Origin of the sequence: Hydrogenophaga sp. NH-16 (assembly GCF_004006415.1) — a bacterium.
Lineage (GTDB): Bacteria > Pseudomonadota > Gammaproteobacteria > Burkholderiales > Burkholderiaceae_C > Hydrogenophaga > Hydrogenophaga pseudoflava.
Window position 1 is genome coordinate 429591 of sequence record NZ_CP029344.1, and the last position, 13069, is coordinate 442659.

Sequence of the window (13069 nt, forward strand, 5' to 3'; positions counted from 1 at the left end):
CCACTGTAGCCTGATTCACCATGACCTTCAGCATCACCGTCCAGCCCAGCGGCCGACAGTTCAGCGCCGAATCCGGCGAAGCCATTCTCGCGGCCGGCATCCGCCAGGGCATCGGCCTGCCCTACGGCTGCAAGGACGGCGCCTGCGGCTCCTGCAAGTGCAAGCTCGTCAGCGGCAGCGTCGCCCACGGCCCGCACCAGGCCAAGGCCCTGAGCGCAGAAGAGGAAGCCTCCGGCTACATCCTCACCTGCTGCGGCGTCGCGCAGAGCGACGTGGTGCTCGAGTCGCGCCAGGTCACCGAAGCGGGCGCGTTCCCGATCAAGAAAATGCCGGTGCGCGTGATCAGCCTGGAACGCGCCTCGCACGACGTGATCGTGATGAAGCTGCAGCTGCCTGCGGCCGACACCTTCCAGTACCACGCCGGCCAGTACGTCGAGTTCCTGCTGCGCGACGGCGACCGCCGCAGCTACTCGATGGCCAACGCACCGCACACCCAGGCCGCGGGCCCGCAGGTCGAACTGCACATCCGCCACATGCCCGGCGGCAAGTTCACCGACCATGTGTTCGGAGCCATGAAGGAAAAGGACATCCTGCGCGTCGAAGGGCCCTACGGCGGCTTCTTCCTGCGCGAGGACAGCGACAAACCCATGGTGCTGCTGGCCTCGGGCACCGGCTTCGCGCCCATCAAGGCCATCATCGAACACATGCGCCACAAGGGCATCACGCGGCCGGCCACGCTCTACTGGGGCGGCCGCCGTCCGGCCGACCTGTACCAGTCGGCCTGGATCGAGGAGCAGCTGGCCACCATGCCCCACCTGCGCTACGTGCCGGTGATCTCCGATGCGCTGCCAGAGGACGCCTGGACCGGCCGCACGGGCTTCGTGCACCGCGCGGTGCTGGAAGACACGCCCGACCTCTCGGGTCACGAGGTGTACGCCTGTGGCGCGCCGATCGTGGTGGAGTCGGCCAAGCGCGACTACCTGGCCGCCGGCCTGCCCGAAGAAGCGTTCTACGCCGACTCGTTCACCAGCGCCAAGGACAAGCTGTGAGCACCCGCCGCCACATCATTGCACTCGCCGCCACCGCGGCCCTCGCGCTCCCTGCGCTGTCGATGGCGCAGGCCGACAAGCCCACCCGCATCATCGTGCCGTTCGGCGCCGGCGGCCCGATCGACGTGACCGCACGCATCCTGGCGGAGGCGGTCAAGGACTCGCTGGGCACGGTGATCGTGGAAAACCGGCCCGGTGCCGGCGGCAACATCGGCGTCGCCGCCGTGGCCCGGGCCACGCCGGACGGCCACACACTGGGCATCGCCACCACCGCCTCGCACGGCATCAACCCCTGGCTGTTCAGCAAGCTGCCCTACGACCCGGCCAAGGACTTCGCCCCGGTCACGCAGATGCTGCGCGTGCCCAATGTGCTGGTGATGAACGCCGACACGGCGCAGCGGCTGAACATCCGCAGCCTGGCCGACCTCATCCGCTACGCCAAGGCCAACCCCGGCAAGCTCAATTACGGGTCGGGCGGCAACGGCAGCGCCGGTCACCTGGCGGGCGAGCTGCTGAAACACCAGGCCGGCATCTTCGCGGTTCATATCCCTTACAACGGTGGCAACCCGGCGCAGCTGGCCCTGCTGTCGGGGCAGGTGGATTTCAACATCGACAACCTGGCCACCGCCGCCGCCAACATCCGCGCCGGCAAGCTGCACGCCCTGGCCGTGACCACGGCACAGCGCAGCGCCATGCTGCCGGAAGTGCCGCCGATGGCCGAGACCCTGCCCGGCTTTGAAGTGGACACCTGGTGGGGGCTGATCGCGCCGGCGGGCACTCCGGCCGAGACCGTGCGCAAGCTCAACAGCGCATTCACTGCCGCGCTCGGCACGCCCGAGGTCAAGGCCCAGTTCGCACGCCTGCTGGCCGAACCGGCGCCCAGCACGCCTCAGGCGTTCGAAGCCTTCCTGCAGAAAGAGCGCGGCAAGTACGAGCGCATGGTCAAACTCAGCGGCGCCCAGGTCGACTGATCAGACCCCGGCCTCGGCCAGCAGCTTCTTCAGGTCGCCGGCAAGCGCCGGCGCGCCGCTGCCATAGCGGTGGTACAGCCGCAGGCGTCCCTGGGTGTCGTAGACATAGCTGCCCGCCGAGTGGTCCATGGTGTAGCTGGTGGGGGTCTTGCCGTCGACCTTCTTGTAGTAGATGCGGAAGCTCTTGGCGACCTCGGGCAGCTTGTCCGGCTGCGCGTAGAGTGCGAGAAACGTGGGGTCGAAGCTGCCCATGTACTCCTTCATGATCTCCGGCGTGTCCCGCTCCGGGTCGACGCTGACGAACAGGCCCTGCAGCTTGTCCCCGTCCGCCCCCAGCAGCTGTTTGGCCTGCGCCATCTCGCTCATGGAGGTCGGGCACACGTCCGGGCACTGGGTGTAGCCGAAGAAGATCACCACCACCTTGCCCTTGAAGTCCGCCAGCGTGCGCGCCTGGCCGTTGTGGTCGGTCAGCGAGAAGCCGGTGGCGTAGTCCGCGCCCGTGATGTCGATGCCCGAGAAGCCGGTGGCGGTGGCGTCCGCGGGTTTGTCGGAGCAGGCGGCCAGCAGGGTGCTGCACAGGGCCAGGGAAATCAGATGCCGACGTTTCATGGCGGGAGGGTGTTTCAGATGTAGTGGTCGATCAGCATCGCGGCGAACAGCAGCGACAGGTGCCAGAGCGAAAAGCGGAAGGTCTTGCGGGCGAGCGCGTCCGAATAGTTGCGCCACAGGGCCCAGGCGTAGCCGCAGAACCCGACGCTCAGCGCCAGTGCGGCCACCAGGTAAACCCAGCCGCTCATGCGCATGATGAAGGGCATCAGGCAGGCGGCGAACAGCACGAAGGTGTAAAGCAGGATCTGCAGCCGCGTGAACTCCGAACCATGGGTGACCGGCAGCATGGGCAGACCGGACTTGCGGTAGTCCTCGACGCGGTAGAGCGCCAGCGCCCAGAAGTGCGGAGGCGTCCAGAGGAAGATGATCAGGAACAGGATCAGCGCCTCGGGCGCGACCACACCGGTCATCGCCGCCCAGCCCAGCACCGGCGGCATGGCGCCGGACGCCCCGCCGATCACGATGTTCTGCGGCGTCAGCGGCTTGAGGATGACGGTGTAGATCACCGCGTAGCCCACGAAGGTGGCGAAGGTCAGCCACATGGTCAGCGGGTTGACCCACAGGTACAGGATGGCCGAGCCGAGCGCACACAGCACGGCCGAGAACGTCAGCGTCTGCACATTGCCCAGCTCGCCCTTGGCGGTGGGCCGCCAGGCGGTGCGGCGCATCTTGGCGTCGATCTGCTGCTCGACCACGCAGTTGAAGGCCGCGGCGGCGCCGGCCACCAGCCAGATGCCCAGGCAGGCCAGCGCGGCCGTCTGCAACTGGGCCCAGCTGGGCAGCCCGGGCACGGCCAGCACCATGCCGATGAGGGCGCAGAAGACGATCAGCTGGATGACGCGCGGCTTGGTCAGCGCGTGGTATTGGCGCCAGACCGAGGGCATGGTCGGGGCCAGGGAAGTGGGCGCGGTGCTCATGGGGAGGTGCGGGGAACGGTGAGCGCGGGTGCGCCCACGGAAGAAGGTGCGGTACGGGTGCCGGCCAGCAGCCCGGTCATCACGACCACCAGAGCGGCCGCGCCACCCGTGTGACCGACGGCGGACAGCAGCGGCCAGTCCAGCACCACATTGCTCAGGCCGGTCGCCAGCTGCAGACCCGCCAGGGCCAGCAGCCAACGCGCCGATGGGCGCGCGCCCGGCTGGGACCACAGGTGTCCGGCCAGTGCCACGAGCGCGGCGAGCACGAGGTAGGCAAACAGGCGGTGCACGTAATGGATGCCGGTCAGCGCGGCAAAAGTGATGGGCTGGCCATCGGCGTTCATGCCCAACTCGCGCCAGACCGTGAAGCCTTCGCGCAGGTTCATCGACGGCCACCAGCCACCCTGACAGGTGGGGAAGGTGTCACAAGCCAGCACCGCGTAGTTGGTGCTGACCCAGCCGCCCAGCGCGATCTGCAGCCACAGCAGCGCGTACACCAGCAGCAGGGCCCGGCGGGCCGGTCGGCCCAGCATCAGCGGCGCATGCCCCTGCACGCCCAGGTCGTAGGCCACCGACTGGGCCCTCAGCAGGGCCAGCAACACCATGCCCCCGAGCAGGTGCAGGGTGACGATGGCCGGGAACAGCTTCATGGTCACGGTCAGCGCGCCGAAGGCGCCTTGCAGACAGACCCAGAACAGGGTCAGCCAGGCCCAGGCCGGGGAAATGCTCAGGCGCCGGCGCTCGATCCAGCTGGTCACAGCAAGCACCAGGATCAGCACCCCGACCGCCGTCGCGAGATAGCGGTGGATCATCTCCACCCAGGCCTTGCTGTGCGTGACCGGTCCGGTGGGCATGGCCTGCTGCGCCGCCGAGATGGAGGCGTGCGCGCCCACCGGACTGGCGCTGCCGTAACAGCCCGGCCAGTCTGGGCAGCCCAGGCCGGAGTCGGTCAGCCGAGTGAAGGCGCCGAACAGCACCAGGTCAAAGGTCAGGAACAGGGTCAGCAGGGTCAGCGCGCGCAGGCGCTGCGCGCCGCTCGCGCGGCGGTGGCGCAGCCACACCCAGGCCAGCGGCCCCAGGGCGATCACGGCCCCCAAGAGCATCAGCCGCAGTGCGGGCGACAGGTCGTACAGCTCGCCCATGTCAGCGCCCGGCCTTGTCCCAGAACGCCGACGCGCGCAGCAGGCGGTCGAGATCGCGCTTGACCTGCTTCGGATCGGCCTGCGCCGGGAAGCGCATCATCCAGTTGCCGATGGGATCGACCACATACAGGTGGTCCTCCAGGCGCTGGCCCGCCGCGGGCTGCAGCCAGGTCGCCAGTGCGGCCGCGTCGACGTGCAGCACGGTCGCCGCCGCCGTCGCCTGCTTCAAGGGTTCGGACAGTGCGGGCGAGCCGGTGCGCAGCCACACCCAGTCCAGCCGGTCCTTGTCCTTGCCAAGGGTTTCGCGCAGCTGCCGCTGCAGGAACAGGTGCTTCTGGCAGGCATCGTCGCAGGCGGAGTCGGCGACGCTGATGAACAGCCACTGGTTCTTCAGCTGGGTCAGCGGCACCAGCCGGCCGCTGGCGTCGGTACCCACCAGATCGGGCAGAGGGCGCTGCGGGTCGATCAGTTCGCCGTAGTTGCGGCGGCCTTCGGGCCGGATCACGTAGTAGGTGAAGTACGACGCGATCACCGGCGAGGCGCACACCAGCAGAAGCAGCAGCATCTTCCAGCGCCCGGCCCGGGTGGCGGCGCTGGTGTCCGGCGCATCGGCCTTGGGCAGGCTGTGCACCGTCAGGGTCAGGGGTTCATCGGGGGTCTTGGCCATGAAGCGTGCGTCGGCGACGGGGAGAAATCAGTTGGAACCAGGCGTACAGCCCGGCGGCGACCGCACTCATGGCGAACCACTGGGCGGCGTATGCGTGGTGCTTGTGAGCAGCGGATTCGAAGCGCGGCCACTCGCGGAGCAGGCCTTCGGGCGAGGCGCCGGTCTGCAACACCGACATCGGCAGCAGCGCCAGCCCGGTGTCCCTGGCCAGCGACTCGATGTCGAGATTTTGCCGGATGCGCCCCTGCTCCGCTGCGCCCAGCTCGAACAGCCGGCTGGGCGGTGGGGCCAGGCGTCCGGTGACCTCCACCTCGTCCGAAGGGGTGGGGACTTCGGGCACCTGCGACCGGTCCTGGAAGTTGCGGGGCACCCAGCCGCGCTGCACCAGCAGCGCGCGCCCGTCACCCGAGAGTCTGAGCGGCGTGACCAGGATGAAGCCGCTGCGCCCGGCCATGGGCCGATTGTCCAGAAAGACACTGGCCTCCGGCACCCACTGCCCCTTGAGCCGGACCATGCGGTGCAGCAGCGGCTCGACAACACCGTTGGCCGATAGGACCGCGGCACCGTCGAGCGCCGCCATCGCGCCCCGCTCGGCGATGCCCGTTTCCAGAGCCTGCTTCTGGGCTGCACGCGAGAGTTGCCAGACACCCAGCGATGCCGTGAGCCCAACCGTGCCGGCTGCGGCAATGGTCACGGTCCAGAAGCGGGTGCGAGGTGTCATGGAAGGCAATGAAGAACTGGGAGCGGCGGATAATCCCCGCATGACCTATCTTGTGATTGTGGCGTTTGTGGCCATCCTCGGCAGCCTGGCGGCGGCGCTGGTGTTCATGATGCGCGGCGGCGGCCAGGGCGACGACACCGGATCCCTCCGCAAAAACCCCATGGCCAAGGCTCTGGCCTTCCGCGTCGGCTTTTCCATCCTGCTGTTCGTCGTGGTGCTGCTCAGCTACTGGATGGGCTGGATCCAGCCCACCGGCCTGCCGCTTCGGGGTTGAAGGGCCGGCACACCGGGTCCAAAAAAACGGCGCCTTCCGGCGCCGTTTTCTCTGGGACGGGCGGCGAGGCCGCCCAGTGCGTCACATCCAGTACACGAGGATGTAGAGGCCCAGCCAGACCACGTCTACGAAGTGCCAGTACCAGGCCGCACCTTCGAAGCCGAAATGCTTCTGGGCGGTGAAATGGCCCTTCTGCAGGCGCAGGGTGATGAACAGCAGCATCAGCATGCCGACGAACACGTGGAAGCCGTGGAAGCCGGTCAGCATGAAGAAGGTCGAACCGAAGATGCCCGACGACAGCTTGAGGTTCAGGTCGCCATAGGCGTGGGCGTACTCGTAGCCCTGCACGAACAGGAACACCAGACCCAGGATCACCGTCATCCACATGAAGGCGATGGTCTTGCCGCGGTTGCCCGCCTGCAGGGCGTGGTGGGCGATGGTCAGCGTCACGCCAGAGGTCAGCAGCAGCGCGGTGTTGATCGTGGGCAGCCAGAACGGGCCCATGGTCTGGAACGGCTCGACGATGCCGGCCGGCGAGGCGGTGGCACCGACCTGGCGGCTCGGCCAGACGGACGTGAAGTCGGGCCACAGCAGGGCGTTCTCGATGTTGCCCAGCGCCGGCACCGAGTGGGTTCGGGCCCACCACAGCGCGGTGAAGAACGCACCGAAGAACATCACTTCCGAGAAGATGAACCAGCTCATGCTCCAGCGGTAGGAGAGGTCGATCTTCCGGCCGTACAGACCACCCTCGCTCTCGGTCACCGCATCACGGAACCACTGGAACAGCACCACCAGCCAGAAGGCCAGGCCAAAAGCCAGCGAATACATGCCCCAGGCGGCACCGTTGATCCACTGACCTGCACCAAGAATCACGAAGAACAGGCCGACGGCCGCCATCACCGGGTGACGGGAGGGTCCGGGGACGAAGTAATAAGGCGTCGTGCCGTGGGTTGCTGCTGACATGCTCGCTCCTCAGTGCTTTCGCTGGTATGAATGAATAAAACTGTTTGATTCGGATGACTGGTTCAGCCAGCCACCCAGTTCACGATCAGGATCAGGATGCCGACAAACGCCAGGGCCATCAACACTCCCACCACCATTAGGTGGATCGGGTTGAGGCGGGCGATGTCGCGCTGATAGTCGGCCTGGCGACGGATTCCCAGAAAGCCCCAGAGCACCGCCTTGACGGTGTCCATGACCGAGCCCTTGCGTTTGTGGACCGGGGGAGTGCTCACACGGCCCCCTGACTGGTCACTGCCACAGGCGCCGGCGCGCGACCGACCATGCCTTGCGGCGCCGCGGGCACCTTGCCGCCCACCTCGAAGAAGGTGTAGGACAACGTGATGGTCGTCACGTCCTTGGGCAGCTTCGGATCGATCACGAAGGCCACCGGCCACTCTTTCTTCTCACCAGGCGCGAGGGTGTACTGCGTGAAGCAGAAACACTCGAGCTTGTTGAAATGGGAGGCCGCCTGCGTCGGTGCGTAGCTGGGAATCGCCTGCGCCGCCATCGTGCGGTTCTGGATGTTCTGGAACTCGTAGAGCACGGTGGTCAACTCGCCCGGATGCACCTGCAGTGTCCGGACGGCCGGCTTGAAGTGCCAGGGCCCGCGTGCGTTGACATCGAACTCCACCGTGATGGTGCGCGACCTGTCGACCTGGGTGTTGAGCACCTTGGGCTGGGCACCGGGCACCGTGCGCTCGGTCAGCGCGAGGACATTGATGCCCGTGGCTTCACAGATGGCCTTGTACAGCGGCACCAGCGCATACCCGAAGGCGAACATGCCCAGCGTGATCACGCCGAGCTTGCCCACCATCTTCAGGTTCTCTCGTTTCAGACCCATCGAATGCTCTCCCGGAACGGCTCAGCCGCCCAGCAGCACGATCTTGCCGACGAAGCCCAGGAAGAACACCAGCGCCACCGAGGCCAGGATGAGGCCCAGGCGCTGGTTCTGTTTTTTCTGTTCGGTCGAGGTCATGGACGTGCTCAGCCGATCACCTTGGTGGCGGTGGCGTCCAGCTTTGGCGGGTTTTCAAAGGTGTGGAAAGGCGCCGGGGACGGCACTTCCCACTCCAGGCCTTCGGCGCCATCCCAGGGCTTCTGAACCGCCTTGGGGCCAACGCCGCGCATCGCGGGGACGATCACGAACAGGAAGAAGTACACCTGGGCCAGACCAAACGCAAAGGCACCCACAGACGCGATGGCGTTGAAATCAGCGAACTGCATCGGGTAGTCGGCGTAGCGACGCGGCATGCCGGCCAGACCCAGGAAGTGCATCGGGAAGAAGGTGATATTGAAGGAGATCATCGACCACCAGAAGTGCAGCTTGCCACGGCCTTCGCTGTACATCACACCGGTCCACTTGGGCAACCAGTAGTAGATGCCAGCGAACATGGCGAACAGCGAACCGGCCACCAGCACATAGTGGAAGTGGGCCACCACGTAGTAGGTGTCCTGGAAGTTGATGTCGATCGGCGCCATCGACAGGATCAGGCCGGTGAAACCGCCGATGGTGAACACGAAGATGAAGCCGACAGCCCACAGCATGGGCGTCTCGAAGGTCATCGAGCCCTTCCACATGGTCGCAATCCAGTTGAAGATCTTCACGCCCGTGGGCACGGCGATCAGCATGGTGCTGTACATGAAGAACAGCTGACCCGTCACCGGCATGCCGGTGGTGAACATGTGGTGGGCCCACACGACGAAGGACAGGATGGCGATGGAGCCGGTGGCGTACACCATGGAGGCGTAGCCGAACAGCTTCTTGCGCGCGAAGGCGGGCACGACCTGGCTCACGATGCCGAAGGCCGGCAGGATCATGATGTAGACCTCCGGGTGGCCGAAGAACCAGAAGATGTGCTGGTACATCACCGGGTCGCCGCCGCCGGCGGGGTTGAAGAAACTGGTGCCAAAGTGGCGGTCGGTCAGCGTCATGGTGATGGCGCCGGCCAGCACGGGCATCACGGCGATCAGCAGGTAGGCGGTGATCAGCCAGGTCCAGCAGAACATCGGCATCTTCATCAGCGTCATGCCGGGCGCGCGCATGTTCAGGATGGTCACGATGATGTTGATCGAGCCCATGATGGACGAGGCACCCAGGATGTGCATGGCGAAGATGCCGGCATCCATCGAGGGACCCATCTGCAGGGTCAGCGGCGCGTAGAGCGTCCAGCCGGCGGCCGGGGCGCCGCCGGGCATGAAGAACGAGGCCACCAGCATGATCGCTGCCGGGATCATCAGCCAGAAGCTGAAGTTGTTCATGCGCGCGAACGCCATGTCGGACGCGCCGATCTGCAGCGGGATCATCCAGTTCGCGAAGCCCACGAAGGCCGGCATGATGGCGCCGAACACCATGATGAGGCCGTGCATGGTGGTGAGCTGGTTGAACAGCTCGGGATTGACCAGCTGCAGGCCGGGCTGGAACAGTTCGGCGCGGATCAGCAGGGCCAGCACACCACCTACCATGAGCATGGTGAAGGCGAACAGCAGGTACAGCGTGCCAATGTCCTTGTGGTTGGTCGCGTAGACCCAACGGCGCCAGCCGGCGGGGGCGTGATGATCGTGGTCGTGCGCGTGAGCGTCGTGGGGATCCAGTACTGCACTCATGTTCTAGTCCTTGAGAATTTCAATCTGTTCTGGGTCCGCGTCACTTGCGGGCCGCGACGATGTCGGCGGGCTGCACGATCTGCTCGGTCTTGTTGGACCAGCTGTTCTTGGTGTAAGTGATCACCGCGGCTATCTCGGTGTCGGACAGCTGCTTCCAGGCAGGCATGGCACCGTTGTTGACACCATTGAGCAGAACAGCGATCTGCTTGGATTTGTCAGCGTCCAGCACGATGGGGGATGCATCGAGCGCCTTGATCGGACCGGCGCCCTTGCCATTGGCCTGGTGGCAGGCTGCGCAGTTGGCGGCATAGACCGACTCGCCGCGCTTGACCAGGTCGGCCAGGTTCCAGACCTTGGAGGGATCGTCTGCAGCAGCAGCCATCTTTTTCTTCTCGCCCTCGACCCACTGGGTGTACTCCTCGGCGGACACCACCTTGACGTGGATCGGCATGTAGGCGTGCTCCTTGCCGCACAGCTCGGCGCACTGGCCATAGAAGTCGCCGGTCTTCTCGGCACGGAACCAGGTGTCGCGCACGAAGCCCGGAATGGCGTCCTGCTTGATGCCGAAAGCCGGCACCATGAAGGCGTGGATCACGTCGTTGGCGGTGGTGATGATGCGGACCTTCTTGCCCACGGGCACCACGAGCGGGTTGTCCACCTTCAGCAGGTAGTCGTCCGTGGCGGGCGGCTTGCCGCTGTTGGACATTTCACGGTGGCTGTTGTCCAGGGTGGAGAGGAAGCCGATGCCCTCGCCTTCACCCTTGATGTAGTCGTAGCCCCACTTCCACTGCATGCCCGTGACTTTGATGGTCAGGTCGCTGTTGGTGGTGTCCTTCTGGGCCACCAGCACCTTGGTGGCCGGCAGGGCCATGCCGATCACGATCAGCAGCGGCACGATGGTCCAGCCCAGCTCGACCCAGATCGGCTCGGGCAGCTCCTGCGACTTGTGCCCCACCGACTTCCGGTGCTTGAGGATGGAATAGAACATCACCCCGAACACCACCACGAAGATGACCGAGCAGATGGCCATCATGAACCAGTGCAGCCAGTGCTGCTCTTCTGCGATCTTGGTGGCAGGCGGTGCAAAGTTGAGCTGGTTGACCGCCGGACCACCGGGCAGGTCGTTCACCGCATGGGCCGCCTCGGCCAGCCAGACCGAGGAGCCCAGAATCCAGGCAGAAGTCGTCGCACGCAGGCCACCGGAACGCTGGCGCAGGAAATCACCCATCTGTCTTGTCGTACTCACGTTGAACGCCTCAAATATAAGTATTGATTTATATCAATCCAATTAGACCAAAAACACCCTGAACGCCCTCTCAGGGAATACCCACACCAGCTTCATGCCCCCTGCAGTGCCCGCCTGATTTCCTGGGCCAGCACCGGCCGCAAATCGGCCCTCACATACCGCCCGACTTCCGCCGAACGCCCTCCGCCCCGCACCGACACCAGCGAACAGTGGCCGGACGGACCCTCCACGCGAATGGCATGGCCCGCAAACTCAATACGCGACAACCGGCCGGCGTCCTCCCGCTCCACCACCAGCCGACCACAGCTCACACAGATGTGCTCACCGTCGGTCGCATGCCGGGCGTAGACCAGAAACGCCACGCCAACCGCCACCAGCTCCACCAAGGAGAATGGCAAAACCATCCAGGCGCCGTGGGTCCAGAAGAACCCAGCCACCACCAGGGACAGCGCACTCAACAGCGCGTATATGGACCCCAGTTGCCGTGGCGTAACCGAACAGTTGCGCCTCAGTACCCAGTGAGTCCCGTCCGCGGTGACGCTTGCGAGGCGATACATGTTGTGTCTCCGACACAACCGGATGCGCCGGGAGCGTCCGACATGGGGTTACGCCTGCCGAAGATTCGGCGTGCGGAGTTTGATTTATGTCAATTGTAGCGACCAGAAACCGCCCACCGCCCGCTGTACGGCATCTTGGGCGCGCCTTGGCAGCAGATCAGCCGCGCCGTTTTCGCAGCATGGCCCGCATCTCGTCCACCGAGACCGACTGGCTGTCCCCGGCCTGGGGTCGGGGCGCCGACTTGAACGCGTGCCCATAGTTGATCTCGAACCCCAGGGTCAGGCGCCCATGACCGTCGCGCGGCCCGTGCTGCTCGATGGCGGACTCGATGCGCGCGCGCCACCCGCGCCCCCGCAGCCCAGGAAACCGAGCCGCTCCCAGGTTGCGGCCAAAGCTGCGCAACTCGTCCAGCATGGCCGCCGCACTGCTGTAGGTCAGCGTGATGCGCTCCATGTCCATCACGGGCTCGGCGAAGCCCGCCTGCACCAGCATGTCACCCCAGTCGTGCATGTCGGTGAAGCTGTGGGCGGGTGATGGCCAGCCCTGGCCCTGGTAAATGCCCCGCAGCTCGCTCAGGCTGTCGGGTCCCAGGCAGGAGAACATCAGAAATCCGCCGACATCGATGTGCCCGTGCCAGCGATGCAGCAGGGCCTGGGGGCGGGGCTCCTGGTGCAGCACCATATTGGCCCACAGCATCGCCACCCGGGTGTCTGCGGTGGCCACAGCGGGTGCGCTGGACTTGCCCCAGCCCAGGAGCGACCGGAGCGACCGGCCGGCCCCGCCCTGCAAGCGCTCGGTCACGCGCAGGTCCTCCGCAAACACCAGGCAGCGGGCATTCGGCAATCGCGCAGCCAGGCTGCGATGCGCCTCCAGTCCGCCCATCAACGGCTCCCAGTGCAACCAGCTGGCCGGCTGCTCCCGGAACCACTGAAGGCGGTCAATCATGCGCCGGGCCACCTCCTCGTGCAGCCAGGGGCTGGCCGCATGCGAGCGAAGCAGCCAGCGCCGCGCTGCGACGGGATCAAGCCCGGGTACGGGCGATTCTTCGGTGGGGTGGGTCACAGAGGTCTGTTGACAGGGGTGGCGGCCGGCTGGCGAAGGCGCGCCAGTATATTGGCCCGCATGGGAGTTCTGACCGCTTTGCTGCACCGGATACCCGGGCTGCCCTCCATCTGCCAGGTCTGCGGCAGCTGGCCGGCAGCGCCGATCTGCCCGGCGTGTTGCCAGCGCCATGCGCCGCCCCTCGGTCGCTGCCAGCGCTGCGCCAGGCCGCTGCCTGACGATGCTGCGCTGTGTGGCGAATGCCTGA

At 66.0% G+C, this 13069-nt stretch carries 16 protein-coding genes; 3 read left to right on the plus strand and 13 right to left on the minus strand.

What is annotated here, in order from left to right:
• Positions 1-20: 20 nt before the first annotated feature.
• Positions 21-1049 (plus strand): CDP-6-deoxy-delta-3,4-glucoseen reductase, encoded by a 1029-nt coding sequence (locus DD542_RS02095; protein ID WP_079364525.1) that lies wholly within the window; start codon positions 21-23, stop codon positions 1047-1049.
• Positions 1046-2020: a tripartite tricarboxylate transporter substrate binding protein gene (locus DD542_RS02100; RefSeq protein ID WP_127803454.1), complete on the plus strand. Its 975-nt coding sequence runs from the start codon at positions 1046-1048 to the stop codon at positions 2018-2020. The genes DD542_RS02095 and DD542_RS02100 overlap by 4 nt, the downstream gene beginning before the upstream one ends.
• On the opposite strand, the gene DD542_RS02105 is transcribed toward DD542_RS02100, so the two are convergent.
• Genes DD542_RS02105 through DD542_RS02125 form a run of 5 tightly spaced genes read right to left on the minus strand, consistent with a single transcriptional unit; the run spans position 2021 to position 6076 of the window.
• On the minus strand, positions 2021-2629 hold the full coding sequence (locus DD542_RS02105; RefSeq protein ID WP_127803456.1) for an SCO family protein: 609 nt from the start codon (positions 2627-2629) through the stop codon (positions 2021-2023).
• A 14-nt stretch (positions 2630-2643) separates the two neighbouring features.
• On the minus strand, positions 2644-3546 hold the full coding sequence (gene cyoE, locus DD542_RS02110; protein WP_127803458.1) for a heme o synthase: 903 nt from the start codon (positions 3544-3546) through the stop codon (positions 2644-2646).
• The gene (locus tag DD542_RS02115) at positions 3543-4688 is read right to left on the minus strand and encodes a COX15/CtaA family protein (protein ID WP_127803460.1); all 1146 of its coding nucleotides are present in this window, start codon (positions 4686-4688) and stop codon (positions 3543-3545) included. Before DD542_RS02115 ends, cyoE begins: the two co-directional genes overlap by 4 nt.
• A gap of 1 nt (position 4689) precedes the next feature.
• Entirely contained in the window at positions 4690-5355 is a 666-nt protein-coding gene (locus DD542_RS02120; RefSeq protein WP_127803462.1) for a hypothetical protein, read from the minus strand.
• On the minus strand, positions 5336-6076 hold the full coding sequence (locus DD542_RS02125; protein WP_127803464.1) for an SURF1 family protein: 741 nt from the start codon (positions 6074-6076) through the stop codon (positions 5336-5338). Before DD542_RS02125 ends, DD542_RS02120 begins: the two co-directional genes overlap by 20 nt.
• Positions 6077-6116: 40 nt before the next feature.
• On the opposite strand from DD542_RS02125, the gene DD542_RS02130 reads away from it, so the two are divergent.
• Entirely contained in the window at positions 6117-6350 is a 234-nt protein-coding gene (locus tag DD542_RS02130; RefSeq protein ID WP_127803466.1) for a twin transmembrane helix small protein, read from the plus strand.
• Between the two features lie 81 nt (positions 6351-6431).
• Here the strand turns inward: DD542_RS02130 and DD542_RS02135 are convergent, their stop codons facing one another.
• The 8 genes from DD542_RS02135 to DD542_RS02165 form a co-directional block, all read right to left on the minus strand.
• On the minus strand, positions 6432-7313 hold the full coding sequence (locus DD542_RS02135; RefSeq protein WP_066158614.1) for a cytochrome c oxidase subunit 3: 882 nt from the start codon (positions 7311-7313) through the stop codon (positions 6432-6434).
• Positions 7314-7375: 62 nt separating this feature from the next.
• The gene (locus DD542_RS02140; protein WP_084397479.1) at positions 7376-7546 is read right to left on the minus strand and encodes a DUF2970 domain-containing protein; all 171 of its coding nucleotides are present in this window, start codon (positions 7544-7546) and stop codon (positions 7376-7378) included.
• 35 nt (positions 7547-7581) lie between these two features.
• Complete coding sequence (locus DD542_RS02145; RefSeq protein ID WP_079364519.1) at positions 7582-8193, minus strand: cytochrome c oxidase assembly protein; 612 nt, start codon at positions 8191-8193, stop codon at positions 7582-7584.
• 21 nt (positions 8194-8214) lie between these two features.
• Positions 8215-8328: a cytochrome oxidase small assembly protein gene (locus DD542_RS23830; protein ID WP_241559655.1), complete on the minus strand. Its 114-nt coding sequence runs from the start codon at positions 8326-8328 to the stop codon at positions 8215-8217.
• Positions 8329-8336: 8 nt separating this feature from the next.
• Positions 8337-9956, minus strand: a complete 1620-nt coding sequence (gene ctaD, locus DD542_RS02150; RefSeq protein ID WP_066158620.1) for a cytochrome c oxidase subunit I — start codon at positions 9954-9956, stop codon at positions 8337-8339.
• A 40-nt stretch (positions 9957-9996) separates the two neighbouring features.
• Positions 9997-11184, minus strand: coding sequence for a cytochrome c oxidase subunit II (gene coxB, locus DD542_RS02155; protein WP_066158622.1), 1188 nt, complete (start codon positions 11182-11184; stop codon positions 9997-9999).
• Between the two features lie 110 nt (positions 11185-11294).
• The gene (locus DD542_RS02160; RefSeq protein WP_127803468.1) at positions 11295-11759 is read right to left on the minus strand and encodes a DUF2244 domain-containing protein; all 465 of its coding nucleotides are present in this window, start codon (positions 11757-11759) and stop codon (positions 11295-11297) included.
• A 157-nt stretch (positions 11760-11916) separates the two neighbouring features.
• Positions 11917-12822 carry a biotin synthase gene (locus DD542_RS02165; RefSeq protein ID WP_127803470.1) on the minus strand — a complete coding sequence of 302 codons (906 nt, stop codon included), beginning with the start codon at positions 12820-12822 and terminating at the stop codon, positions 11917-11919.
• Positions 12823-13069 lie beyond the last annotated feature (247 nt).

Bases quoted from the DNA above. Each gene is read 5' to 3' on its own strand.
- DD542_RS02105 (WP_127803456.1), bottom strand. From the start codon at position 2,629: ATGAAACGTCGGCATCTGATTTCCCTGGCCCTGTGCAGCACCCTGCTG.
- ctaD (WP_066158620.1), bottom strand. From the start codon at position 9,956: ATGAGTGCAGTACTGGATCCCCACGACGCTCACGCGCACGACCACGAT.
- cyoE (WP_127803458.1), bottom strand. From the start codon at position 3,546: ATGAGCACCGCGCCCACTTCCCTGGCCCCGACCATGCCCTCGGTCTGG.
- DD542_RS02160 (WP_127803468.1), bottom strand. From the start codon at position 11,759: ATGTATCGCCTCGCAAGCGTCACCGCGGACGGGACTCACTGGGTACTG.
- DD542_RS02115 (WP_127803460.1), bottom strand. From the start codon at position 4,688: ATGGGCGAGCTGTACGACCTGTCGCCCGCACTGCGGCTGATGCTCTTG.
- DD542_RS02135 (WP_066158614.1), bottom strand. From the start codon at position 7,313: ATGTCAGCAGCAACCCACGGCACGACGCCTTATTACTTCGTCCCCGGA.
- DD542_RS23830 (WP_241559655.1), bottom strand. From the start codon at position 8,328: ATGACCTCGACCGAACAGAAAAAACAGAACCAGCGCCTGGGCCTCATC.
- DD542_RS02140 (WP_084397479.1), bottom strand. From the start codon at position 7,546: ATGGACACCGTCAAGGCGGTGCTCTGGGGCTTTCTGGGAATCCGTCGC.
- DD542_RS02145 (WP_079364519.1), bottom strand. From the start codon at position 8,193: ATGGGTCTGAAACGAGAGAACCTGAAGATGGTGGGCAAGCTCGGCGTG.
- coxB (WP_066158622.1), bottom strand. From the start codon at position 11,184: ATGGGTGATTTCCTGCGCCAGCGTTCCGGTGGCCTGCGTGCGACGACT.
- DD542_RS02125 (WP_127803464.1), bottom strand. From the start codon at position 6,076: ATGACACCTCGCACCCGCTTCTGGACCGTGACCATTGCCGCAGCCGGC.
- DD542_RS02095 (WP_079364525.1), top strand. From the start codon at position 21: ATGACCTTCAGCATCACCGTCCAGCCCAGCGGCCGACAGTTCAGCGCC.
- DD542_RS02130 (WP_127803466.1), top strand. From the start codon at position 6,117: ATGACCTATCTTGTGATTGTGGCGTTTGTGGCCATCCTCGGCAGCCTG.
- DD542_RS02120 (WP_127803462.1), bottom strand. From the start codon at position 5,355: ATGGCCAAGACCCCCGATGAACCCCTGACCCTGACGGTGCACAGCCTG.